This window comes from Streptomyces sp. NPDC013455 (genome assembly GCF_040632975.1).
In the GTDB taxonomy this organism is placed as follows: domain Bacteria; phylum Actinomycetota; class Actinomycetes; order Streptomycetales; family Streptomycetaceae; genus Streptomyces.
Genome location: NZ_JBEYCX010000004.1, coordinates 284,007 through 307,230 on the forward strand (window position 1 = coordinate 284,007; position 23,224 = coordinate 307,230).

Sequence of the window (23,224 nt, forward strand, 5' to 3'; positions counted from 1 at the left end):
ACCCGCCGGAGGCCCCGTTGTTCACATCCGTCGACGACGTCTCCGCCCGCCTCGCCGAGACCGGCTACCTCGCCTCGCCCGCCGTCGCCACGACCGTCTTCCTGGCGGACCGGCTGGGCAAGCCGCTGCTGGTGGAGGGCCCCGCCGGGGTGGGCAAGACGGAACTGGCCAAGGCGGTCGCCGAGGTGGCCGGGGCCCGGCTGGTACGGCTCCAGTGCTACGAGGGCGTGGACGAGTCCCGGGCGCTGTACGAGTGGAACCACGCCAAGCAGCTACTGCGGATCAGCGCGGGCCGCGACGAGAGCTGGGACGAGACCCGCACCGACATCTTCGGTGAGGAGTTCCTGCTCCCCCGCCCGTTGCTCACCGCCATCCGCGGCGACGAGCCGACGGTGCTGCTCATCGACGAGACCGACAAGGCCGACATCGAGATGGAGGGCCTGCTGCTGGAGGTACTCAGCGACTTCCAGATCACGGTCCCGGAGCTGGGCACGGTCACCGCGACCCGCCGCCCGTTCGTCGTCCTCACCTCCAACGCCGGCCGCGAGCTGTCCGAGGCGCTGCGCCGCCGCTGCCTGTTCCTGCACATCGACTTCCCCGAGGAGGAACTGGAGCGGCGGATCGTACGGCTGAAGGTGCCGGGCCTCGGCGACGCGCTGGCCGAGTCGGTGGTCCGGGTGGCCGGCGCGCTGCGCGCGATGGACCTGCGCAAGGCGCCGTCCGTCGCGGAGACCATCGACTGGGCGCGCACCCTGCTGGCCCTGGGCGCCGGCACGCTGGACGAGACCGTCGTACGCGACACCCTCGGGGTGATCCTCAAGCACCAGGACGACATCCGGAAGGCGGCGGCCAAGCTGGACCTGGACGCGCTGTGACCGCCGTCGCCGACCGGATCACCGGCCTGGTCGGGGCGCTGCGCGCGCACGGCGTGCGGATCGGCACCGGCGAGACCGTGGACGCCGCCCGCGCCGTGGCGGCGCTGGGGCTCGCGGACCGGGAGCGGCTGCGCGAGGGACTGGCCGCGACGCTGCTGCACGGACCCGGCCAACGGGCCCTGTTCGACTCGGTCTTCGACCTCTACTTCCCGAGCGGTGTGGGCGGCCCGGAGAGTACGTCCCGGGACCGCGAGAGCCTGCGCGACCGGCTCGCCGAGGCGCTGGCCGCCGACGACCGGGCGCTGCTGGCCCGGTTGGCCGCCCAGGCGGTGGACGGCCTGGGCGGGTACGGGAGTTCACCGGGCTCGGACGGCTGGTCGGCGTACCAGACGCTGGACCGGCTGCGCCCGCAGACCCTGCTGGCCCGGGTGCGCGACGGCGTGCGGGCCCGGGACGGCGGCGGGCCGGCCTTCGCGGACCGGCTGCTGGACGACGAGATCCGGCGCCGCATCGAGGAGTTCCGGCGCATGGTGGGGGCGGAGGCCCGGCGCCGGGTCGCCGAGCGCCGCGGCCGGGACGAGATCGCGCGGCGGGGCGTACGGCCCACCGCCGACCGGGTGGACTTCCTGTTCGCCAACCGCGAGCAGCTGACCGAGCTGCGCAGGACGGTTCAGCCGCTCGCGCGCAAGCTCGCCACGCGGCTCGCCGCACGCCGCCGCCGGGCCGCGCGCGGCAGCGTCGACCTGCGCCGCACGCTGCGCTCCTCGCTGTCCACGGGCGGGGTGCCGATGCGGCCGGTGCTGCGCCGGCGCCGTCCGGTCCGCCCCGAACTGGTCCTGCTCTGCGATGTGTCCGGCTCGGTCTCGGGTTTCTCGGACTTCACCATGCTCCTCGTGCAGGCCCTGCACGACCAGTTCGGCAAGGTCCGCGTGTTCGCCTTCGTCAACCGGCTCGACGAGGTGACCGGCCTGCTCGACCACGGCCGCGCCGACCCGGACGGACTCGGCGCCCGGATCCGGGCCGAGGCCACGCTCACCGGCTGGCACGGCAGCAGCGACTACGGCATGGCGCTGGGCGAGTTCACCGAGCGCTACGGCGGCGCGGTCGGCGCGCGCACCACGGTGTTCGTGCTCGGGGACGCGCGAACCAACATGAGCGACCCCAACCTGCCCGCCGTACGCGACATCGCCCGCCGCGCCCGGCGCGTGTACTGGCTGAACCCCGAGCCGCGCGCCCAGTGGGGCACCGGTGACTCGGCGGCGCCCGCCTACGCCGACGTGGTGGAGATGCACGAGTGCCGGACGGCCCGGCAGCTCGGCGCGCTGATCGCCGGTCTGCTCCCGGTGTGACGCGGGAGGGCCGGCCGTGATCGACTGGTCCGTCGTCCCCGCACCAGGAGGTCCGCGATGAGCCACGCGCCCGTACCGCTCGGCACGTTCCCCACCCCCGTCGAACCGGCGCCCCGGCTGGCCGCCGCGTTGGGGCTCGGCCCGGACGACCTGTGGGTGAAACGGGACGACCTGACCGGCCTGGGCGGCGGCGGGAACAAGATCCGCAAGCTGGAATGGGCGGCGGGCGCGGCCCTCGCCGAGGGCGCCGACACGCTGGTGACGACCGGTGCGCCGCAGAGCAACCACGCCCGGCTGACCGCCGCCGCGGGCGCCCGGCTCGGGCTGGACGTCGTCCTCGTGCTGCGCGGCTCGCCGGGCGTGTCGCGGTCCGGGAACCTCGCCCTGGACGGTCTGCTCGGGGCCCGGCTGCACTGGGCGGGAGAGGTGGACCGGGCGGGCCTGGACGCGGCGGCGGCCGAGGTCTGCGCCCGGTTGCGGGAGCAGGGCTCCCGGCCGGCCCTGATCCCGTTCGGCGGGTCCAGCACGCTGGGTGCGCGGGGGTACGTGCGGTGCGGTGAGGAGCTGCGGGCGCAGGTGCCGCAGGTGCGCACCGCGGTGGTCGCGCTCGGCTCGGGCGGCACCATGGCGGGGCTGGTCGCGGCCCTCGGCACCGGGTCGGTGCTCGGCGTCGACGTGGGCGCGCTGGCCGACCCGGCGGCCGCGGTCGCCCGGTTCGCCGCTCCGCTCACCGCGGAGACGGTCACGGCGGACCGGCTGCGGGTGCGCCGGGACCAGGTGGGCGACGGGTACGCGACGCTGACACCGGCGGCCGCCGAAGCGCTGCGCACGGCTGCGCGCACGGAGGGGATCATCCTGGACCCGGTGTACACGGGCCGCGCCCTGGCCGGTCTGGCCGCCGCCGTCCGGGACGGCGAGGTACGGCCGGGCGAGCGGACCGTGTTCGTGCACACCGGCGGCCTGCCCGGCCTGTTCGGCCACGCGCAGGCCGTCGCGGCGGCCGAGGAGGCGGCCGTCACCGGCACCTGGTGAGGACCGCCGCGCGCCTTCGCAGGACCGGCCGAAGCCCGTGGACGCGGAGGTGCCGGCGCGGGTGAGCGCGCCCGCCGCGGACGTGGCCGGGCGGCCGGGCCGAACGCGTGCGACCGGCACCCCGTGCGCGGCGACCCGGTACCCGGAGGAGGAACACGCGCGCGGCAAGGCCGTCGTCACCGTCCGGCCGGGCGCCGCTCCACCGGCCGGGACCGGCTCACCGCGCGGGTGCCCCGCGGTGGCGCGCACCGCGGGGCACCCGTGCGTGATTCAGCTTCCCCGGGGCTTGGCGTAGTCCTGTGCCATACCTCCCGCGAAGTCGTAGACCACGACCTGCTCGTCACCGACCACCCAGGCGTCGTGACCGGGCGGGCAGACGAAGACGTCACCCGGGCCGACCTCGCTCTCGCCACCGTCGTCCATGCGGATGCGCAGCCGTCCCTGCACCATGAACCCGTTGTGGTGCACCATGCAGCTCTCCGTGCCCGCGAGCGGTGCCACGCACTCCGACCAGCGCCAGCCAGGTTCGAAGGTGGCCACCGCGAAGTCGAGTCCGGTCAGGTGGAGGGCTTCGAGGTGACCGCGGGGGAAGTCGCGCCGTTCGTCCGGCTTTTCGACCGTCTTCACTTCCAGCATGACGGTGTCCTCCCTTCCAGCCGCCGACCGCGGCCGGGGCCGGCCTCCGTCTCCCGGTTGCCTCCGGCGGCACCGGCGCCACGGCGGCGGCCGTACCCTTCGTTCCCATCGTCGGCCCGGCGCGTCGGCCCCGCCAACGCGCCGGGCGCGGACAACGATGTCAGGCCCGGACCTCCGCACGGCGCACGGCGTGCAGGGCGGCGAGATAGGCGAGGTCGAGCAGGAAGCAGGCGCCGTAGAGGTAGTACATGAGGGCGCTTTCGTAGCGGGGCGCCGGATCGGCGGTCGTCAGCATCGCCAGCGAGGCGCAGGCCGTGCCCAGCAGTTTGGCCAGCGCGATGCCGGCCGACTGGCCGCGGGTGCCCCGGCGGGCGGCGAGCATGGCGAGGAACATGGCCGACATCGCCAGGTTGCTGCCGAACGCGGTGATGGTGCCGGCGCCGTCGTCGAACTGCTCGGAGGCGTAGTGCATCCCCGGGTAGGCGAGGGCGAGCAGCACGGCGAGGGCGGGCAGGAAGAACCGGTCGGGCAGGTACGGGAATTCCGGGCGGCCGTGGCGCACGACCGTGTAGCCGATGGCCAGGTCGAAGCAGAACCAGACGATGTTGACGACGTGCATGACGCCGGACGGGGGCCGCACGAACGCGAACATGAACTCCCAGCTGAGGTTGGTGGCGAAGGCGACGACCGGCATCCCGAACGTCCGCTCCCGCACCCCGGTGCGGATGAGCAGCACATAGGCCGCCGTCCAGAACACACCCGTGCCGAGCAGCAGGGCCGTGTGCACCGATTCCATCCGCGCTCCCGTCAGCCGGCCGTCCGCCGTGCGCCGGTGATTACTCTGGCACGGTGACAGCCGGAGACACAGCGTCCTGCGCGACGGACGACACCGACGATCCGCCCCTGCGCCCGCTGCCCCGACGGGCCGCCGTACTGCTGGAACAGGTGGCCGCCCCGCCCCGGCTCGTGGCCCACCTCCGGGCGGTGCACGATGTCGCGGCGCAGCTGGCGGAGTGGGTCCGACAGCATTGCCCGGCGCTGGAGTTCGACGCCGACGCGGTGCTGTTCGGCGCCGCCACGCACGACATCGGCAAGGCACTGCACCCGGCGGAGCTGTCCGGCCCCGGCGCGCGGCACGAGGCGGCCGGGCGGGAGTTGCTGCTGGCCCACGGGGTGCCGGACCGGCTCGCCCGGTTCGCCGGCACCCATGCGTCCTGGTCCGCGGCGGCCGGCGTCGAGGACCTGCTGGTGAGCCTCGCCGACAAGGTCTGGAAGAACAAGCGGGTCCCGGAGCTGGAGGATCTGGTGGTGGCGCGGCTTGCCGGTGCGGACGGGCGGGAGCGCTGGGCGTGGTTCATGGAACTGGACGAGGCCCTCACGGCCATCGGGGAGGGGGCCGACCGTAGGCTGGCGTACCAGATGTCCCACCCCCTCACCCGAAGGTGACCATGTTCGCGACCCCTCTCGGTGACGACGGTGCCGAGCTGTGTCCTCTCCAGCCCTGGCAGGCCGCGGAGTTCCTCGCCCACGTGGACCGGGGCCGGGAGTTCATCGGGCGGTTCAACGGGCTGCCCGACGTGGTCACGGACCTGTCCTCCAGCCGGGCCTTCCTGGAGGCGTACGCCCGGAAGGAGGCGGCCGACGCGGGGCTCATCCGGGCGATCCGGCTCGACGGCACGCTGGTCGGCGCGGTGATCCTGCGCCGACTGGACGTGCCCCAGGGCACGGCGGAGGCGGGCTGCTGGCTGGAGCCCGCCGCGGTGGGCCGGGGTCTGGTGACCCGGGCGGCACGGCTGCTGATCGACTGGGCGATCCGCACGCGGGGCGTCCACCGCGTGGAGTGGTGGGTGTCGGCGGGCAACGCGCCCAGCATCGCCGTCGCCCGCCGGCTCGGCATGCGCAGGGAGGCCGTGCTGCGGGAGAGCCACCTGTACCGGGGCGAGCGGCACGACGAGGAGATCTGGTCGGTGCTGGCCCCGGAGTGGACGCCGGTCCCCGGCACGCCCGCGGCCTGAACGCCCGCGGCCCGAACGGCGGGGCCTGCCCGAACGCCGACCGCACCCACTGCCGGCCCGGGGCCGACCGCACCCGCTGCCGGCCGGCAGCGCCGCTCAAGGCCCGAGAACAGCCGCGCGGGCCCGGGGCCGGCAGCGCCGCCCAAGGCCCGAGAACAGCCGCGGCGGCCCGGGGCCGGCAGCGCTCGGGGCCCGGGGACGGACGGCGCGGCGGCCGTCTCCTGCGGCGCGGCCCACGGCCGGCCCTGCCGTACGGCAGTCGGCCGCCCAGCGCTCCGGCTCAGCGCCGGCCGGGCCCTGGGCCGTCGCGGCTGCCTTCCCGCAGGACGGTCAGCCGGCGCCGGTACTCATCCTCGTCGATCTCGCCGCGGGCGAAGCGTTCGGCGAGTACCTGCTCGGGGGCGGTACCCCGGAGCCCGCTGCCGGCACGGTCGCCGTTCTCGCCCGTCCTGGCCAGTGAGCGGTACAGGAGAACACCGGCGACGATGATCAGGGCCCAGAAGAGGATCATGCCCATGGACATGGCGAACCAGCCCCATCCGCCGACGTCGTGGCCGTACCAGAACATCACGGTGACTCACCTCCCGGAGGCCGCCGGGAGCAGACGGGCCGCCGCCTGTCGCTCCGGGAGTCTCCGCTGCTCACGCTGCCACCGAGCTTCCGGCACGTCATGAGCCGGTCGGGCCAACGCGTGGGGCCGTTGGGCCCCATGGCCGGTCTGCCGGTCAGGCGTGTGCGACGACTGCGACGGGAGCGGCGATGTGGTGGAGGGCGGAGTGGGTGACGTGCCCGATATGGGCCCCGAACGAGCCGGTGCGGACGCGCCGGCCGACGACCACGAGCGAGGCATCACGCGACACGCTGACGAGGACCTGTGCGGCGTTCCCGCAACGGCTCGCCTCCATGACCTCGACATCGGGGAACTTCTCCCGCCAGGGCCGCAGCACCTTGCCCAGGAGCGTGGCCTGCCCGCGTGCGAGTGAGTCGTGGCATGCCGCGTCCGTGGCGAAGCCGTGGAAGGAGGTCGGCGGCTCCACCCAGGCGTGGACCACCCGCAGGGCCGCTCTGCGGCGAGCGGCCGCGTCGAAGGCGAAGCCCAGCAGGGTGTCGTCCGGCTCGCCGACGTCGAGGCCGAGTACGACCGGACGGTAGGGCGCCGCGGCGGACGGCACCCCCGCCGGGTCCATCCGGTGCTCGTCGGCGGCCTGCTCGCCCGCCCGCACCAGCACCACCGGGCGCTCGGCGCGCGCCACGACGCCCAGGCTCACCGAACCGACCAGGAATCCGGCGAGCCCGCCGAGGCCCCGCGAACCCAGCACCAGCAGCTCGGCGAAACCCGCCGCCTCGGCCAGGACGTCGGCCACGGTCCCCGTGAGCTGCTCCGTCGTCACTTCGACGCCCGGGTGGCGGAGCCGGATGCCGTCCGCTGACTCGCGTGCCAGCCGCTCGGCCCAGTGCCGGTAGCCGTCGAGATCCAGCAGGGGGGTGCGGGCCACGTAGCGGGGCGTCGGCTCCTGCACGTGCACGATCCTCAGGGGCAGGCCGCGCAGCAGCGCTTCGCGCGCCGCCCACTCGGCCGCGGCACGGCTCTCGGGCGAGTCGTCGAGGCCCACGGTGACGGTACGGGACATGGTCTCCACCTTCCGGTGCGAAGTGCCCGAGTCCAGCGTGCCGGCGCTGGCGCCGCCCGCATCAGAGGCCACACGGCCCGGTCCGGGGCCGACCGGCCCTCTGTGCTGGTCCGCGGCCGGCACCGGCCGACGTGTACGCGGCGCCGGCACCGACCGACGTGTACGCGGCGCCGGCACCGACCGACGTGTAGGCGGTGCCGGCGCCGACCGACGTGTAGGCGGTGCCGGCGCCGACCGACGTGTAGGCGGTGGGGACGCAGGTCACGGCGCCCGGCCGCGGGCAGGAGGGGGTCGGCCGGCCCGCGCCGTGGGGACCAATGGCCCCTGGCGGTCCGGCGGGGCCGGGCCTTCCATGGAGTTGACGGCGGCGTCCCCCGCGCCGCCCCACGAAGGGACAGCACCGTGACCGCACAGCCCCCCGACGTGGACACCGTCACCGCGCTCGTGGCGGACGCCGCCGCGGCGCCCTCGCTGCACAACGCGCAGCCGTGGACCTTCCGCTACCTGCGGGACGTCGGCGTCCTGCGCCTCTACGCCGATCCGGAGCGCGCACTGCCGCGAACCGACCCGGAGAACCGCGGACTGCACACGGGGTGCGGCGCCGCGCTGCTCAACCTGCGCGTGTCCGCCGCGGCGGCGGGCCTGGCGCCGCTCGTCCGGCTGCTGCCCGAGTCCGCCTACCCGGAACTCCTCGCCGAGGTGCACCTGTGCGGTGGGGGACCGTCCGACGCGGTGCTCGCCCGGTTGGCCCCCGCGATCCGGCGTCGTCACTCCAGCCGTCTGCCCTTCCGCGACGAGGCGGTCCCCGCGGACGTGAGGGAGGGGCTGTGTGAGGCGGCCGGCGGCGAGGGCGCACAGCTGTTGTTCCCCGGTGCCTGGCACGTGCAGTCGATCCTGGACCTGGTGCGGGACGCCGAGGGCAGGGAAGCGGTCGACCCCGGGGTGCGCGGGGAGACGGCGCGGTGGACGCGCCCGGAGCCGTCGGGTACGGCCGGGGCGGGCGAGGGCATCCCCGGCGAGGCGTTCGGCCCGCGACAACGCGGTACCTCCGCCCCGGTACGCGACTTCGCCGTCGGCCGTCCCATGCCGGGGCGCGGTCGGGCACCGTTCGAGACGAACCCGAACATCGCTCTGCTCGGTACGGCCCGCGACGAGCCGGTGGACTGGCTGCGCGCCGGTCAGGCACTGGAGCGGGTCCTGCTCCGGGCCACCGGCGACGGACTCGTCGCTTCGGTCACGTCCCAGCCCCTGGAGTGGCCGGAGACCAGGTGGGCGGTCCGCGACCCCGTCTCGGCCATGGGGCACGTGCAGATGGTGATCCGGCTCGGCTACGGCCCTGAGGGCCCGGCGAGCCCCCGCCGGCCGGTGACCGACCTGCTCGACGTCATCTGACCCGCGTCCACCGCGGCGTTCACGAAGATGCGTCGCACTCCTCCGTCGGAGCGGGCACTCGCTCCGACCCGGTGGGACACCGGCGAGGACGGCCGGGCGGCCGATCTCAAGTCGACGTGATGTGACCTGGCTCGGACACCGGCATCCCGGCCGGGATCAGGCTCCCCCCGCACGGCGCGCCCCTGTCTTCGTGTGGCCGGGTCCTGGACGGGCAGGATCGCACGGACCGCCGCACCGCGACCTCGACAAGGACGGATTCGTGACCACTCCACGCCGTGCGACACCTGCCGACGCCGAAGCCATCGCTCGGCTGCGATCCGAGCTGATCCTCTCCGAACCGCTCGACCCGGCCTGGCTGTCCCTGTGCCGGGACCAGCTGGCCGGACGGCTCCAGCCCGGTGGCGATGCCCGGGCCTACGTCGTGGACGCACCGGGGGACCAAGTCGCCTCGTGCGCCCTGGCCCTGGTCGGCCCCGTCCTGCCCGCACCGCGCTACCCGAAGGGACTGTCCGCACGCGTCCAGGCGGTGGCCACCCGGCCCGGCCACCGACGCCGTGGCTACGCCAGGGCCGCCCTCACCGCACTCCTCGACGATCTGGAGCAGGAGGGCGTCACCCTCTTCGAACTGCACGCCAGTGACGCGTCCAGGCCCCTGTACGAGGAACTGGGGTTCGTCAGCGACCCCGCGCTCATGCGCAGAACCGCGTTGCCCCCGCGAGACCGTGGTCGTCAGGCGCCGGCCGCCACCACCGACGGGTGGGACACGATCCGGCGTCTGGCCGACACGTTCGGCGCTCTCGACACCGAGAACGGACTGCGGCCGGAGGAGCAATGGACCCTGCAAGTCCTCAAGCTCGCCGAGGAGGTGGGCGAGGCCGCACAGGCCGTCATCGGCGCCCGGGGCACGAATCCGCGAAAGGGCCACAGTCACACGTGGGCGGACGTCCAGGACGAGGTGGCCGACGCCGTCATCACCGGCATGGTCACCCTGGCACGACTGCGCCCCGACGCGCGTGAACACTTCACCGCCGTCCTGGCCCGCAAAGCCGCCACGTTCCTCAGCCTGCCCCACTTGGCCGGCGGGACGCCTCACTGACGCGGCCCGCCACCGTGCCTCCCGCGCTCCGGCAGCGCGCAGCCGCCCGCCGGCGGGCTCGACCTCGGTTCATCCGGCGGCGCACTCCCGATGCCCGCACCACGCCCACTGCCCCGTCACCGTCGGGCGCGGCAAGGAGTGACCGTGTCCCAGCGGACCGCTGAACCCGGTCCGCCCACACGTAACGGCCGGACACGTGCGGCGCGCCCGGTCACCGGGCGCGCTCGTGATCCGGCCGTCCGGGCCGGGGGCGAGAGGGTGCCCGCAGGGCGAGGAGGGCGACGTCGTCGTCGTTGTCGACGGGACGGACCCGCCGCAGGAGCTGGTCGGTGAAGGCCGCCAGGGGCCGGTGGGCGAGGGCGGCGGCGTGCCGGCGCAGCCGGTCCAGGCCCTCGTCGAGCGTACGGCCCGGTTCTTCGATCAAGCCGTCGGTGTAGAGGACCAGGGTCGATCCGGGCGGCAGCGTGACGGTGGCGTCGGAGCGGGACGAGCGCACGCCGGCCCCCAGCAGGATGCCGTGGCCGTCCGTCAGGTAGTCGGCCAGGCCGTCCTGGGTGATCAGCAGGGGTGGCGGGTGGCCGGCGTTGGTCCACCACAGTGTCCAGTGGCCGTCGTCGGCCTCCTCCACCCGGGCGAAGATCATGGTCGCCATGGTGACGTCGGTGATGTGCATGACCGCCTCGTCGAGCCGTTCGACGATCCGGCTCGGGGGTTCCTGCTGGGACCACGCGTAGGCGCGCAGCATGTTGCGGACCTGGGCCATGCCGGCCGCGGCCTCCAGGTCGTGACCGACGACGTCCCCGACGGCCAGGGCGGTCGCTCCGTCGCGGAGGGTGAAGGCGTCGTACCAGTCGCCGCCGACCTGCGAGGCGTCGGGGGCCGGCAGGTAGCGCACCGTCATCTGGAGCCCGGCCACGCGCGGCATCTGGGGCAGCAGGTGGTTCTGCATGGTCTCGGCGACCTTGCGCTGGCGCTGGTAGAGACGGGCGTTGTCCAGGGCGAGGCCGGCGCGGCGGGCGATGTCCTCCAGCAGCGGGAGGTCGGCGGTGGCGAAGTCGTCCGGCTGCTCGGCGCGTCCCAGCGTGAGGGCCCCGAGGACCTCGCGGGTGCTGCGGATGGGGGCGATCGCCGCGGAGTGGATGCCGGTGGCGTCGAACAGGCGGCGCTGTTCGACCGCGATGCCGGAATCCGGTGGCCCCTGGTAGGTCTGCGGTCCGGCCAGGGTGGAGGCGACCCCGCGCAGGGCCCGCGACAGCGGCATCGAGGACTCTTCCGGGACCGGTGGCATCGGCCCCTGGAGCTCCTCGTGCTCGACCAGGGTGTTGGTGTCGCCCTCCGCTTGGACGACGACGGTACGCCAGACCTCGTCGCGCTCGGAGATCAGATCGATGACGGCCCAGTCCGCCAGCCGGGGCACGACCAGGGCCACGAGCCGGCGCAGCGCCTCGTCGACGTCCAGGGTGGAGGTCAGCCGCGTGGTGGTCTCCGCCAGCATCGCGAGTCGTTCGAGCTCCGTCAGCCGGGTGGCCGCCGGCCCGGGTCGCGATCCGGTCGCCGACGGGCGCCGGGCGTGGAAGAGGACCAGCGTGCACGGTCCGCGGTCGTCGGCACCGTAGGGGGTGATCAGCCAGGAGACGGGCAGCACGGAGCCGTCCCCGCGTGCGAAGTGGCCGTCGTCCGCCTGGGCGGTGCGCCCGGCGTGGAAAGCATGCCGCATGCTGCATCGCGTCCTCGGTACGGGGTGGCCGTGGGCGTCCCGGTGCAGCAGGTCGTGCGCGTCGCGGCCGAGGAGGTCCCGCGCGGGCCGGGCCAGCAGTTCGGTGGCGCGGGTGTTGGCCCCGACGATGCGGCCCCGCTCGTCCACGAGGTAGGCGCCGGTCCCGATCATCTCGAGCACCCTGGCCGGCCCGTCAGTGGCCGCCGGGGACCTTTCCCCGTCGGTGTCCGGGTGCTCCGGCTCTGCCATCTCCGCGTCTCCTTCGCCTGCCGGCGGCTCGTCCGCCCGGGGAGGGATCATGTCCCGCATGCCCCGGCGCGGGTGAATCGCGCGTCCCCGTCCCGCCCGGATCCCCTTCCTGCGGTGCTCGTCGCTGCCGCACCGACTGCCGACGCGCCGGTGCCGGCCCGCGCGCCCTGCGGCGGCAACGCCATTCCACCGCCTCGCGCCCGCGGCCGCGCCCGCTGTTGGCCCGAGTGCGCGAGCCGGCGGCAGAGCTCAGGGGGCTCAAGCAGCGGGTGGGCGGGCCGGGTGGCGGTGTCGGGAGGGGCCGGACGGCGGGTGAGCCGGAGGCCGCCGCGGCATCGCCTCCCTCATCCGCCGCTGCGTCGTCTCCGGAACCGCCGGCCCGCCCCTGCGGAGACCGTCGCCTCCGGTCGGACGACCGTGGCCGTCACGGGCCGGAACGCCCGCCGCCGCTTCGTCCGGGGCTCGCGCGACCGATCACGTCCCGTATCCGGTCGTAGAGACTCAGAGGCACGCCCAGCAGCGCGTTGACCGGGGGACGCCGGGGAACCACCGGGTGCGGATGCGTGGGCGCGGTGCGGCGGACCGTCTCCCATGCGGCGCCCAGGCGCCGCCGCAGCGCGGCGTCCGTCGCGTCCTGCAGCCGCGGGAGCAGGAGGTCTTCCTCGTCCCTGATGTCCTGCCGGATGAGTGCGAACGCCCGTCGCACCTTCTCCTCGCGTTCCGGGTCACCGGGGGAGAGCCGTTCGACGTCGGCCACGAGATCGTTGATCTGCTGGTGCTCCTCCTCGACCCGGGCGGTCAGCTCCTCGCCGTCCGGTACGAAGCGCCGCACGGCCGGCCACAGCACGGTCTCCTCCGCGAAAGCGTGGCTGAAGACCAGCTGGACGACGTCCTCCCAGGCGTGTTCCCGATCCTGCCCGGTACCGCTCAGGTAGCGCTCCATGAGGCGCTCGATCTCCGCGTGGTCGCGGCGCTGCCGCGCCAGCACGCTCCCCCGACCGCCCAACTGGTCGACCGTCTGATCCCTGATGCTCTTCGGCATGGCTCTTCCCGATGCTCTTCGACGTGGCTCTGCCCGGACCGCTCGGATCACCTCGACGACGTGCCGGACACGTCTGCGGGGGCCGTCGGGACCCGCCCGCCGAGCATCCGCGGATCAGCCGCCCGTCGTCTTGTCCACCAACGCGCTGTGCAGCAGCTGGAGCGCGTCCGCTCCGGCCAGGGCGGCGAGCGTGCCCATGGCGGCGCGGGTCGCGCGCGGCCACAGCAACTGGCCGCCGGTCAGTGTCGAGGCCACCCAGACGCTCATGCAGAAGGGGCAGGTCACCAGCTCGCCCACGGTCTCCTTGCCCGCCTCGGGCTGCGCCTCCTCGTGCAGCTCCGCCGGGCCCTGCGGGCCGACGTAGCGGGTGAAGGGGGCGCGCAGCGGACTGGTCACCGACGCCTTGCTCAGCAGCCGGCTGAGGCGGAAGGTGGCCAGGGACGTCAGCGCCACGTCCCACGGTTCGGGCCGTTCCGGGAGGGGTCGCCCACTGCGCCGTACGGCCGTGGTCCAGAGCGCCGCGTACGCTCCGAAGCCCGCCATGGCCGCGAGGTAGCCGCCCAGGGGCCTGTCGTGGCCGGCCGAGTAGTCCCGGTGCATCCGGCGCAGCAACCCGTTCACACGTCGCGCCAGGCGACTCTCAGTTGCCGTAGTCATCGGCCCCGACCGTTCCTCTCGCGTGCTGTCCCTGGGACGTCGTCCTCGTGCGCCTCGGGTCCCCGTCGGTTCCGATGGCAAACGGCGGGACGGCGCCGATACAAAAAGCCGCTAAACGGGTGAAAGAGCTAAAAAGGGATAAATAACGCGTTAGGGGAACCCGGGTTCCCGTCAGACCTCGCCCCTTGAAGGGAAAGACGATGACAACCTCGCCCAGGCCGTCCATGGAGACGCACCCCGACATCGTCGACATGCGCCTCCGCCACGAGCTGGCGGAACGCACCACGAGCACGCCCCAGGGCCAGGCCATCGAGACGATGGCGCTGCTCACCGGCCTGTACCTGGCGGCATCGCCCTGGATCACCGGCTTCAACAACCTGTCGACACTGGCCATCACCAACCTGGTCACCGGTATCGCCTACGCGGTCCTGATGAGCGGCGGGTTCGGACGCGCCTACGAACGCACCCACAGCATGGCGTGGGCATGCTGCGCCCTGGGTCTGTGGGCCATCATCGCGCCCTGGGTGGTGGCGGGCGACGTCAGTACGACGAAGACGATCGTGAACAACATCATCACCGGCGCGCTGGCCCTCCTGCTGGCCCTGGCCGCCAGCGCGGCCGCCCGCGCGGCCGAGTCGTCCCCGTCGGGCGGCGGCATGGCGACGTCCTACCCGCTCGGCCGCGCCTGACCGGATCGCGTGCCGGCCGGCCGGTCACCCCGGCACCGCCGACCGGGACCCCGGAACGGCCCCGGACCTGCCGGCCGCACCCCGTCCCCACCGCCCCCCACCAGGAGGCACACCCGAACCCCCACCGGGCCCGGAACGCGTCCCAGGACGCCACCGGGCCCGCCTCTCCGTCCGCGCCCCGGAACACCCTCACCCCCACGGCCGACGAGTCGGCCCGCACGACCGATGAACTCCGTCGCGCGGCGCCGCCTCCAGCGCGCGCCCCTACCGACCGACCGGACCAACCGGACCGACCCGGCCCCGGTCGGCCCACGTGCGCCGGCAGGTCGTTGCCTGAGGCTCCTGTTCTGCGCAGTGTGCCGGTCTCCCCCATATTGAGTCATGGTGACCACCCTCAGAAGTGGGGGTGACGCCCTCGCCACGGCTCCTCGGAAGTGACGCGCCCAGCGGCGCACAAAGGAGGCTGTATGTCGTCCCCCGACACGGCAGCGCCCGAATGCCCCTTCGACTTCGCCGACGCGCTGGAATTCGACCCGTCCCTGGCCTCCTTGGCACAGCGCGGGCCGGTCAGCCGGATCCGGCTGCCCTACGGCGAGGCCGAGGCGTGGCTGGTGACCAGTTTCGCCGGCGTGCGTCAGGTGACGTGCGACCCGCGGTTCAGCCGGGCGGCGATCGTCGGGCGCGACTATCCGAGGATGACGCCGGAGCCCATCGTGTCACCCGAGTCGATCAACGTGACGGACCCGCCGCACGTCACCCGGTTGCGGCACGTGACGGCCCAGGCGTTCACCCGGGAGCGGGTGGCGGGCATGCGGCCGGCGGTGGACCGGGTGGTGGCCAGGCTGCTCTCGACGATGGCCGAGGCCGGGGCGCCCGCGGATCTGGTGACCCATCTGTCGGTCCCGTTGCCCCACCTGACGATCTGTGAGCTCCTCGCCGTACCCGAGGCCGACCGCGACGAGCTGCGGGCGTGCACCATGCGGCTGCTGGCCACCTCCCCGGACGCCCGCCAGGACGCGGCCGACGCCAAGGCCCAGCTGCGGGCCTACTTCGCCGGGCTGATCCCCGCCCGGCGGAGCACACCGGGCGAGGACCTGCTCAGCACGATGGCCACCGCCCCGGTGCCGCCGGGCGAGGAACCGCTCAGCGACGACGAGCTGGCGGTCCTGGCCGTCACCCTCATCCTCAGCGGCAACGACACCGCGACCTGCCAGATCAGCAACATCGCCTATGTGCTGCTGAGCCGGCCCGAGGAGTGCGCCGCGTTCGCCCGCGACCCCGGACGGTTCCCGGGCGCGCTGGAGGAGCTGCTGCGGTTCATCCCCTTCCGCAAGGGCGTCGGCATCCCCCGGATCGCCCTGGAGGACGCGGAGATCGAGGGAACGGCGATCAGGGCCGGCGACTACGTGCACGTGTCCTACCTGGCGGCCAACCGCGACCCGGCCGTCTTCCCCGATCCGCACCGGCTCGACCTCGAACGGCCGGTGCGCCCGCACATGACGTTCGGCTGGGGCGGGCACCACTGCCTCGCCGCGCCACTCGCCCGGGCGGAGCTGGAGAGCGCGGTCACCGGCCTGCTGACCCGCTTCCCCCGGCTGCGCCTCGCCGTCTCCCCCGACGACATCGAGTGGGACACCGGAACCATCCGCCGCTTCCCGGTGCGCCTCCCCGTCGCCTGGTAAACACGGGGCGGGCCGCGAACCCGTGTCTTACGGAGTCGTGACGTACCGGCCGCTCCCGCATGGTCCGGCGTCCCGGCGGGCCTAGCGTGGCCGTATGCGTGTACTGGTCACCGGCGGTGCCGGGTTCATCGGCTCTCATGTCGTGGCCGCGCTGGCGGCGCGCGGCCACGAGGCGGTCGTCTTCGACGTGCGTACGGATCCGGGCGCCGACGTGCGCGATCCCGCGGCGGTCGGCCGGGCCGTGGCCGGCGTGGACGCCGTGTGCCACCAGGCCGCGATGGTCGGACTCGGGACGGGCTTCGGGGACGCGGCGGAGTACGTCTCCCGCAACGACCTCGGCACCGCCGTCCTGCTCACCGCCATGGCCGAGGCCGGCGTACGGCACCTCGTGCTGGCCGGGTCGATGGTCGTCTACGGGGAGGGGCGCTACGCCTGCCCGCGCGACGGGGTGGTACGGCCGGGACCGCGGGCCGTGGCCGACCTGGACGCGGGGCGGTTCGAGCCGAGGTGTCCGGTGTGCGGGGACGACCTCGTCCCGGGGCTGGTCGACGAGGACGCGCCGGCCGACCCGCGCAACGTGTACGCCACGACCAAGCTGGCGCAGGAACACCTGGCCGCCGCGTGGGCGCGCGCGACGGGCGGGTCGGCCGTCTCGCTGCGCTACCACAACGTGTACGGCCCCCGGATGCCCCGCGACACCCCTTATGCCGGTGTCGCCTCCTTCTTCCGCTCCGCCCTGGCCCGGGGTGAGGCGCCCCGCGTGTTCGAGGACGGGCGGCAGCGCCGGGACTTCGTGCACGTGCGGGACGTGGCCGCGGCCAACGCGGTGGCGCTGGAGGCGGGATCCGCGCCGGGGGTGCTCACCGCGTACAACACCGGGAGCGGGGAGCCGCACACCGTCGGGGAGATGGCCCGTGCGCTGGCCGACGCCCACGGCGGGCCCGCGCCCGTGGTCACCGGGGAGTACCGGCTCGGGGACGTACGGCACATCACGGCCGACTCCTCGCGGCTGCGGGCCGAGCTGGGCTGGCGGCCGGAGGTCGCCTTCGCCGAGGGCGTGCGGGAGTTCGCCGGCCACGCGTGAGGCCGGCTACGGGACGGCGGGCAGCGTGACCTCGAAGCGGCAGCCGCCGGGGATGTTGCGGACGGTGGCCCGGCCCTGGTGGGCCTCGACGATCCCGCGCACGATGGCGAGGCCGAGGCCCGCCCCGGCCGGCGGGGTGCGGGCGTCGGTGCCGCGCCAGCCGGTGTCGAAGACGCGCGGCAGATCCTCCTCCGGGATGCCGCCGCAGCCGTCCGTCACCGACAGGACCACACGGTCGGCCGACCGCTCGGCGGCGACGGCGACGGTGCCGTCGGCGGGGGTCCGGCGGATGGCGTTGACCAGCAGGTTGCCCAGGACGCGGCTCATCTCCTTGGCGTCGACCTCGACCGGGACGGGCTCCACCCCGTCCCCGACCAGCCGTACGCCGTGGGCGCGGGCGAGCGGGTCGGCGCCGGCCAGGGCGTCGCCGACGAGGTCGTAGAGGGAGATCCGGGACGGGGCCAGGGGGAGGGTGCCGGCGTGGATGCGGGAGAGTTCGAAGAGGTCGCCGACCATGTCGTTGAGGCGCTCCACCTCGGTGCGGATCTGCCGCAGGTAGCGGTCGGGGTCGTCGGCGACGCCGTCCTCCAGCGCCTCCGACATGGCGCGCAGTCCGGCGAGCGGGGTGCGCAGGTCGTGGGAGATCCAGGCGACGAGTTCCCGGCGCGAGGTCTCCAGCACGCGTTCGCGCTCGCGGGATTCGGCGAGTCTCGCACTGGTGGCCGCCAGCTCACGGCTCACCTCGGCGAGTTCGGCGGTGGCGGGGGCGGCCGGGGCGGCGAAGTCGCCGGCCTCGCCGAAGGACCGGGCCGCCATGGCCAGTTCGTGGCTGCGGGCGACGACCCAGCGGCCCAGCAGCAGGGCGGTCGCCAGGGAGACCACCGCGGCCATCGCGACGACCGTCGTCACCACGGTCAGGTCGTGCGGGGACAGGAACATCGCCCAGGCGACCGCGAGGGTGCCCGCGAGGACCCCGGCCACGCCGACCGCCGCGACCACGGTGAGGGAGGCGGTGAGCGAGCGGCGCCGCAGCAGCCGCAGCGCGGCGGCGCCCGCGAGGCCCGTGGCCGCGGCCCCGGCGAAGGCGTACCCGGCGATGAGGAGGATGTCGCGCACGTCAGCCCGCCTCCGCCCGGCCGCCGGGGTCGAAGCGGTAGCCGACACCCCACACCGTCTGGATCAGGCGCGGCCGGCCGGGGTCGTCCTCCACCTTGCCGCGCAGCCGGCGGATGTGCACCGTCACGGTGGAGAGGTCCCCGAAGTCCCAGCCCCACACCTCGCGCATCAGGTCCTCCCTGCCGTACGCCCGCCCCGGGTTCCCCATGAGGAAGGCGAGCAGGTCGAACTCGCGCAGGGTGAGGGCGAGTTCGGCGCCGTTCTTGGTGGCGCGGCGGGCCCCGGGGTCGACGGTGAGACCGGCCGCGGCCAGCGGGCGGGTGCCGGTGCCGGGGCGGGCGCGGCGGAGCACCGACTGGACCCGCAGGACGAGTTCGCGGGGGCTGAACGGCTTGGTCACATAGTCGTCCGCACCGACCTCCAGGCCCAGGATGCGGTCGTCCTCGTCGCCGCGGGCGGTGAGCATGACGACGGGCACCGAGGCGCGGGCGCGCAGCCGCCGGCAGACCTCCAGGCCGTCCATGCCGGGCAGCATCAGGTCGAGCACGACCAGGTCCGGCCAGTGTGCGGCGGCGCGGCCGAGGGCGGAGGGGCCGTCGTCGGCGCGGTCCACGAGGTACCCGGCCCGGCCGAGGTATCCGGCGACGACCTCCGCGACGGTCGCGTCGTCGTCCACGACCAGGACACGGGCGGCACCGGGGCCCGGCCGACCGGGGGCGGGGTGGCCGAGGCCGGACGGGCCGGATGCCGACGGGCCGCGGGCGGACCGCCCGGAGGCGGACCGGCCGGACTCCGACGGGCCGCGGACGGACGGAACCGAGGCGGACGGGCCGGAGACGGACGGAACCGAGACGGACGGACCGGAGACGGACGGAACCGAGGCGGACGGACCGGAGGCGGACGGACCGGAGACGGACGGGCCGGAGACGGACGGACCGGTGACGGACCGGCTGGGGGCCGACGGGGAAGCCGGTCCGGCGGAACCGGAACCGGAACCGGAACCGGAACCGGGGCCGGGACCGGGGCCGGGCGCGGGCGCGTCGAGCGGCTGGGGCCCGGCGGTTCCGTCCATGGCGCTCGCCCTCGTGGGCACGTGCGGCTGCTGCATGTCCACCAGCCTCGCACCGGGCCGTGACGGCTGTCGCTCCCCGGACCGCACCCGGGCCCCGACGTCCGCGTTTCGTAAGGAGCGAGAGTCCGTTATGTCCGCTTCCCGTTCGTAAGGTGAACGGCGTGACCCCCTCGACTCCATCATCACCGGCGGGCGTGGACGTGGTGCTGCCCTGCCTCGACGAGGCCGAGGCCCTGCCCTGGGTACTCGCCCGGATCCCGGCGGGCTGGCGCGCCCTCGTGGTCGACAACGGCTCCACCGACGGCTCGGCGGACATCGCCCGCGCCCACGGTGCGACCGTCGTCCACGAGCCGCGGCGCGGTTTCGGCGCCGCCTGCCACGCCGGGCTGACCGCGGCCACCGCCGACGTCGTCTGCTTCTGCGACTGCGACGCCTCCCTCGACCCCGCGCTCCTCGTCCCGTTCGTGCGTGAAGTGCTCGACGGAGAGGCCGACCTGGTCCTGGGGCGGCGGCGGGCGCGGGGCCGGGGTGCCTGGCCCGCGCACGCCCGGGCCGGCAACCTCGCGCTCGCGCGGCTGCTGCGCCGCCGTACCGGGCTGCGCCTGCACGACCTCGGTCCGCTGCGCGCCGCCCGCCGGGAGCCGCTGCTCGCGCTCGGTCTCAGCGACCGGCGCAGCGGCTATCCGCTCCAGATGGTGGTGCGCGCGGCCGACGCGGGCTGGCGGATCGCGGAGCACGACGTGCCGTACCTGCCGCGCACCGGCGCCTCCAAGGTGACGGGCACCTGGCGGGGCACCTGGCAGGCGGTGCGGGACATGAGCCGTGTCCTGGCCGAGCCTCCGGCCGGCGGCGGGGCCGTACGGTGACCACGCTGCTCGTCATCGCCAAGGAACCGCTGCCGGGTCGGGTCAAGACGCGGCTCACCCCGCCCTTCACCCCCGTCCAGGCGGCGGCGCTCGCGGAGGCGGCGCTCGCCGACACCCTGCACGCCGTGGCGGCCGCGCCCGCCACCCGGCGCGTCCTGGTGCTCGACGGCCGCCCCGGCCCCTGGCTGCCGCCCGGCTTCGACGTCGTACCGCAGTGCACGGGCGGTCTGGACCTGCGGCTGGCCGACGCGTTCGCGCGGTGCGAGGGCCCCGCCCTGCTCATCGGCATGGACACCCCGCAGGTGACCCCGGACCTGCTCACCGTGGACTTCGCCGGGTGCGAGGCGTACTTCGGCCCCGCGGAGGACGGCGGCTTCTGGGCCCTGGGGCTGGCCGCCCCGGACCCGGCGCTGCTGCGGGGCGTGCCCATGTCCACGGCCGGCACGGGCGCGGTGCAGCGGCGGCGGCTGGTGGCCGCCGGGCTGCGGGTGCGCGATCTGCCCCGGCTGCGGGACGTGGACACCGCCGCCGACGCGGTGGCGGTCGCCGCCCTGGCGCCGCACGGCCGGTTCGCCGCCCGGCTGGCCGGGTGCGCCGCGCACACCGGGACCGGACGGTGAGCGCACCCCGGGCCGTCGCCTGGGCCGTGGCCGATCCCTATGCCGCCGCCCTGCGCACCGGGCGCGGCCCGCTGTTCCTGCGCCGCGCCGACGGCTGGCTGCTGCCCCTGGAGGTCGAGCGCTGGTGCGCGCGGGCGGACCCGGCCGACCGGACGGTGCTGGACCGCTGCGAGGGTGCCGTCCTCGACGTCGGCTGCGGTCCGGGCCGACTGGTGGCGGAACTCGCCGCCCGGGGCCGTACCGTCCTCGGCATCGACGTCAGCGAGGCCGCCGTCGACCGTACCGTGCGGCGGCTGGGGTCCGGCCCGCCCGGACCGGACCCGGCCACGGGAGGGGGCCGGGCGCTGCGGCGCTCGGTGTTCGAGCCGCTGCCCGGCGAGGGGCACTGGGGCACCGTCCTGCTCATGGACGGCAACATCGGCATCGGCGGCGACCCGGGCGCCCTGCTGGACCGGGTGGCGCGGCTCCTCAGCCCCGGCGGCCTGCTGATCGCCGAGACGGCCGCGGTGGACGTCGACGAGCTGTCCGAGGTGGAGGTCGTCGACCACACCGGCGCGCGGGCGGGCGGCGGCGCCTTCCCGTGGGCCCGGCTCGGCACCCCGGCCCTGCTGCGGTACGCGGGCCGGGCGGGCTGGCGGAGCGTCGGTCAGTGGGCGGCCGGCGGGCGCCGCTTCGCCGCCCTGCGCAGCCTCCCCGGTGCCCGGCCGCCCGAGCGGGCGACCCGCACGGCCAGCAGCAGCGCCGAGCCGCCGAAGAGGACCGCGGTGATCAGCAGCCAGCGGGCGGGGAAGCCGTCCGCCGGCAGGCCGGTGGCGGACCGGTAGCGCCGGTCCACCATGCCGCTGATCAGCGGGAACCACACGAGCAGCAGCAGCCCGGACAGGGCGGCCGGGACCCGGACGTACATGGCCCACTCCCGGCGGCCGACGGCGCCGAGGCCGCGCAGGGCCGCCCGGTCGGCGAGCGAGTACAGCGGCAGCAGCACGAGGTCGTGCAGCAGCGCCGCCCCCACCAGCCACAGCGCCACGCCGCTCCAGTCGCCGGCGAACAGCCGTAGCCCGGCATAGGCGGCGAGCGCGAACGAGCAGGCCAGCAGGAGGATCTCGAAGGGGTTGCCGAGCGGCGGGCGGGGGCGCATCACAGGTCTCCGAAGGTCAGCCTGGCCACCCACTTGGTGTTGAGCACACCGGGCGCCGCGGGCACGATGATCCGTGCCGGGTAGCCGTGGTCGGGGGACAGTTCCTCGCCGTTGACGTACAGGGCGAGCAGGGAGCGCGGGTCGGCCACCTGGTTCGCGCGCAGGGCGGCACGGCGGAAGGCACCGTGCCGCTGGAGCGACTCCGTGAACAGATCCGGCGGGTCGCCGTCGTGGCCGACCAGCGCGGCGAGGTCGCGCAGCCGCACCCCGCGCCACCACTGGTCGTCGGTCGACCAGCCCTCGACGCAGGCGATGGGCAGCGCCGAGCTGTGCAGCGGCAGCCGGAGCAGATCGGCGCGGGTCAGGCGGACGGTCCCGGCACGTCCGGTGACCACGAGCCGCCACGCCTCCGGCGCGGTCTCCGCCGTGCCGACGCCGGCGTACGCGGCCGTCTTGTTGATCTGGAAGCCGTTCGGCCCGCCGCCGGGGTCGGCTCCGCCGTGCGGGGCGAGGAGGGCGGTACGGCGCCACACGCCCCCGATGCTCTGCCCCACGGTCGTGGCGAGGAGCAGCAGCGAGGCGCCACCGACGAAGCGCAGCGCGCCGCGCCGCGAGACGGTCGGCGCGTCGGGCCGGGGTGACACCAGGCCGCCCTCCTCCCGGCGCCGCCGCCGCACGGCCCGGACGGCGGTCGGCACCTTCAGCACGGCGTGCGCCGTGAACGCGGCGAAGAACACCCAGGCGCCGTAGAAGTGCAGCGGGTAGAAGGAGCCCGGGAAGACGTAGTCGAGCTGGACGTTGAGGACGCCGGTGGTGAACTCGAACAGTCCGCCGCCGACGAGCAGCAGCAGGGAGAGCCGTTCCAGGGCGTGCGCGAGCGAGCGGGCCGGCGGGAGCGTGAACAGCCTCGGCACCACCGACCACAGCTTGGCCAGCAGGACCGGGATCAGGGTGATGCCGAGGGTGACGTGCAGGCCCTGGGTGAGCCGGTACAGCCAGTGCGGGTCCGTCGGCCAGGCGAACAGGTAGAAGCCGAGGACTCCCTTGTCCGGCGTCTGGTCGTTCACCCGTGCCAGGCCCGGGTTGTAGGCGGCGTACGACACCAGGCCGGTCACGAACAGCACCGTGATGCCCACGAGCAGCACGAGGCCGAGGACCGAGGTGAAGCGGGTGCCGCGCAGCGGGCTGCGCCAGAAGCCGGGTGAGGAGGGGAGCCGCGGGTGGTGGTCTCGCATGGTCTGACGGTAGGCCGCGGCGACCCGGTGC

General features: G+C 75.0%; 23 protein-coding genes. 13 read left to right on the plus strand and 10 right to left on the minus strand.

What is annotated here, in order from left to right:
* Nucleotides 1-17: 17 nt before the first annotated feature.
* Genes ABZ576_RS09725 through ABZ576_RS09735 form a run of 3 tightly spaced genes read left to right on the plus strand, consistent with a single transcriptional unit; the run spans nt 18 to nt 3,256 of the window.
* Nucleotides 18-875 (plus strand): MoxR family ATPase, encoded by an 858-nt coding sequence (locus ABZ576_RS09725; RefSeq protein WP_360738067.1) that lies wholly within the window; start codon nt 18-20, stop codon nt 873-875.
* The gene (locus ABZ576_RS09730) at nt 872-2,224 is read left to right on the plus strand and encodes a VWA domain-containing protein (RefSeq protein ID WP_360738070.1); all 1,353 of its coding nucleotides are present in this window, start codon (nt 872-874) and stop codon (nt 2,222-2,224) included. Before ABZ576_RS09725 ends, ABZ576_RS09730 begins: the two co-directional genes overlap by 4 nt.
* Before the next feature lie 57 nt (nt 2,225-2,281).
* Nucleotides 2,282-3,256 carry a pyridoxal-phosphate dependent enzyme gene (locus ABZ576_RS09735; RefSeq protein ID WP_360738072.1) on the plus strand — a complete coding sequence of 325 codons (975 nt, stop codon included), beginning with the start codon at nt 2,282-2,284 and terminating at the stop codon, nt 3,254-3,256.
* 270 nt (nt 3,257-3,526) lie between these two features.
* Here ABZ576_RS09735 and ABZ576_RS09740 read toward each other — a convergent pair whose 3' ends face one another.
* The gene (locus ABZ576_RS09740; protein WP_360738075.1) at nt 3,527-3,892 is read right to left on the minus strand and encodes a cupin domain-containing protein; all 366 of its coding nucleotides are present in this window, start codon (nt 3,890-3,892) and stop codon (nt 3,527-3,529) included.
* 160 nt (nt 3,893-4,052) lie between these two features.
* Nucleotides 4,053-4,688: a hypothetical protein gene (locus tag ABZ576_RS09745; protein WP_360738078.1), complete on the minus strand. Its 636-nt coding sequence runs from the start codon at nt 4,686-4,688 to the stop codon at nt 4,053-4,055.
* Between the two features lie 53 nt (nt 4,689-4,741).
* Between ABZ576_RS09745 and ABZ576_RS09750 the strand changes: the two genes are divergently transcribed.
* Together ABZ576_RS09750 and ABZ576_RS09755 are read left to right on the plus strand one after the other, a co-directional pair.
* Nucleotides 4,742-5,338 (plus strand): HD domain-containing protein, encoded by a 597-nt coding sequence (locus ABZ576_RS09750; RefSeq protein WP_360738080.1) that lies wholly within the window; start codon nt 4,742-4,744, stop codon nt 5,336-5,338.
* Between the two features lie 2 nt (nt 5,339-5,340).
* Nucleotides 5,341-5,907: a GNAT family protein gene (locus ABZ576_RS09755; protein WP_360738082.1), complete on the plus strand. Its 567-nt coding sequence runs from the start codon at nt 5,341-5,343 to the stop codon at nt 5,905-5,907.
* A gap of 280 nt (nt 5,908-6,187) precedes the next feature.
* On the opposite strand, the gene ABZ576_RS09760 is transcribed toward ABZ576_RS09755, so the two are convergent.
* Nucleotides 6,188-6,475, minus strand: a complete 288-nt coding sequence (locus ABZ576_RS09760; RefSeq protein ID WP_360738084.1) for an SHOCT domain-containing protein — start codon at nt 6,473-6,475, stop codon at nt 6,188-6,190.
* Nucleotides 6,476-6,632: 157 nt separating this feature from the next.
* A complete protein-coding gene (locus ABZ576_RS09765) occupies nt 6,633-7,538 on the minus strand; it encodes a universal stress protein (protein WP_360738086.1) in 906 nt (301 codons plus the stop codon).
* 402 nt (nt 7,539-7,940) lie between these two features.
* Here ABZ576_RS09765 and ABZ576_RS09770 point away from each other — a divergent pair, with 402 nt between their 5' ends.
* Nucleotides 7,941-8,930: a nitroreductase gene (locus tag ABZ576_RS09770; protein ID WP_360738088.1), complete on the plus strand. Its 990-nt coding sequence runs from the start codon at nt 7,941-7,943 to the stop codon at nt 8,928-8,930.
* A gap of 259 nt (nt 8,931-9,189) precedes the next feature.
* The gene (locus tag ABZ576_RS09775; RefSeq protein ID WP_360738090.1) at nt 9,190-10,026 is read left to right on the plus strand and encodes a GNAT family N-acetyltransferase; all 837 of its coding nucleotides are present in this window, start codon (nt 9,190-9,192) and stop codon (nt 10,024-10,026) included.
* A gap of 211 nt (nt 10,027-10,237) precedes the next feature.
* On the opposite strand, the gene ABZ576_RS09780 is transcribed toward ABZ576_RS09775, so the two are convergent.
* The 3 genes from ABZ576_RS09780 to ABZ576_RS09790 form a co-directional block, all read right to left on the minus strand.
* Complete coding sequence (locus tag ABZ576_RS09780; RefSeq protein WP_360738092.1) at nt 10,238-11,992, minus strand: SpoIIE family protein phosphatase; 1,755 nt, start codon at nt 11,990-11,992, stop codon at nt 10,238-10,240.
* 424 nt (nt 11,993-12,416) lie between these two features.
* Nucleotides 12,417-13,034, minus strand: a complete 618-nt coding sequence (locus ABZ576_RS09785) for a hemerythrin domain-containing protein (protein ID WP_360738094.1) — start codon at nt 13,032-13,034, stop codon at nt 12,417-12,419.
* 114 nt (nt 13,035-13,148) lie between these two features.
* The gene (locus tag ABZ576_RS09790; RefSeq protein WP_360738096.1) at nt 13,149-13,691 is read right to left on the minus strand and encodes a DUF1360 domain-containing protein; all 543 of its coding nucleotides are present in this window, start codon (nt 13,689-13,691) and stop codon (nt 13,149-13,151) included.
* Nucleotides 13,692-13,891: 200 nt separating this feature from the next.
* Between ABZ576_RS09790 and ABZ576_RS09795 the strand changes: the two genes are divergently transcribed.
* The 3 genes from ABZ576_RS09795 to ABZ576_RS09805 all read left to right on the plus strand — a co-directional run bounded on the left by ABZ576_RS09795 (nt 13,892) and on the right by ABZ576_RS09805 (nt 17,146).
* Nucleotides 13,892-14,380: an SPW repeat protein gene (locus ABZ576_RS09795; protein ID WP_360738098.1), complete on the plus strand. Its 489-nt coding sequence runs from the start codon at nt 13,892-13,894 to the stop codon at nt 14,378-14,380.
* A 467-nt stretch (nt 14,381-14,847) separates the two neighbouring features.
* Entirely contained in the window at nt 14,848-16,062 is a 1,215-nt protein-coding gene (locus ABZ576_RS09800; RefSeq protein ID WP_360738100.1) for a cytochrome P450, read from the plus strand.
* 94 nt (nt 16,063-16,156) lie between these two features.
* On the plus strand, nt 16,157-17,146 hold the full coding sequence (locus ABZ576_RS09805) for an NAD-dependent epimerase/dehydratase family protein (protein WP_360738102.1): 990 nt from the start codon (nt 16,157-16,159) through the stop codon (nt 17,144-17,146).
* Between the two features lie 6 nt (nt 17,147-17,152).
* Here ABZ576_RS09805 and ABZ576_RS09810 read toward each other — a convergent pair whose 3' ends face one another.
* Nucleotides 17,153-18,262 (minus strand): HAMP domain-containing sensor histidine kinase, encoded by a 1,110-nt coding sequence (locus ABZ576_RS09810; protein WP_360738104.1) that lies wholly within the window; start codon nt 18,260-18,262, stop codon nt 17,153-17,155.
* Nucleotide 18,263: 1 nt separating this feature from the next.
* Nucleotides 18,264-18,944 carry a response regulator transcription factor gene (locus ABZ576_RS09815; RefSeq protein WP_360738415.1) on the minus strand — a complete coding sequence of 227 codons (681 nt, stop codon included), beginning with the start codon at nt 18,942-18,944 and terminating at the stop codon, nt 18,264-18,266.
* Nucleotides 18,945-19,486: 542 nt separating this feature from the next.
* Between ABZ576_RS09815 and ABZ576_RS09820 the strand changes: the two genes are divergently transcribed.
* From ABZ576_RS09820 to ABZ576_RS09830, 3 genes are read left to right on the plus strand one after another with little or no spacing between them, the layout of a single operon-like run.
* Nucleotides 19,487-20,200, plus strand: coding sequence for a glycosyltransferase family 2 protein (locus ABZ576_RS09820; protein ID WP_360738106.1), 714 nt, complete (start codon nt 19,487-19,489; stop codon nt 20,198-20,200).
* Nucleotides 20,197-20,820 carry a DUF2064 domain-containing protein gene (locus ABZ576_RS09825; protein ID WP_360738109.1) on the plus strand — a complete coding sequence of 208 codons (624 nt, stop codon included), beginning with the start codon at nt 20,197-20,199 and terminating at the stop codon, nt 20,818-20,820. Before ABZ576_RS09820 ends, ABZ576_RS09825 begins: the two co-directional genes overlap by 4 nt.
* Entirely contained in the window at nt 20,817-21,644 is an 828-nt protein-coding gene (locus tag ABZ576_RS09830) for a class I SAM-dependent methyltransferase (RefSeq protein ID WP_360738111.1), read from the plus strand. The genes ABZ576_RS09825 and ABZ576_RS09830 overlap by 4 nt, the downstream gene beginning before the upstream one ends.
* 313 nt (nt 21,645-21,957) lie before the next feature.
* On the opposite strand, the gene ABZ576_RS09835 is transcribed toward ABZ576_RS09830, so the two are convergent.
* Nucleotides 21,958-23,193, minus strand: coding sequence for a molybdopterin-dependent oxidoreductase (locus ABZ576_RS09835; RefSeq protein ID WP_360738114.1), 1,236 nt, complete (start codon nt 23,191-23,193; stop codon nt 21,958-21,960).
* Nucleotides 23,194-23,224: the final 31 nt, after the last annotated feature.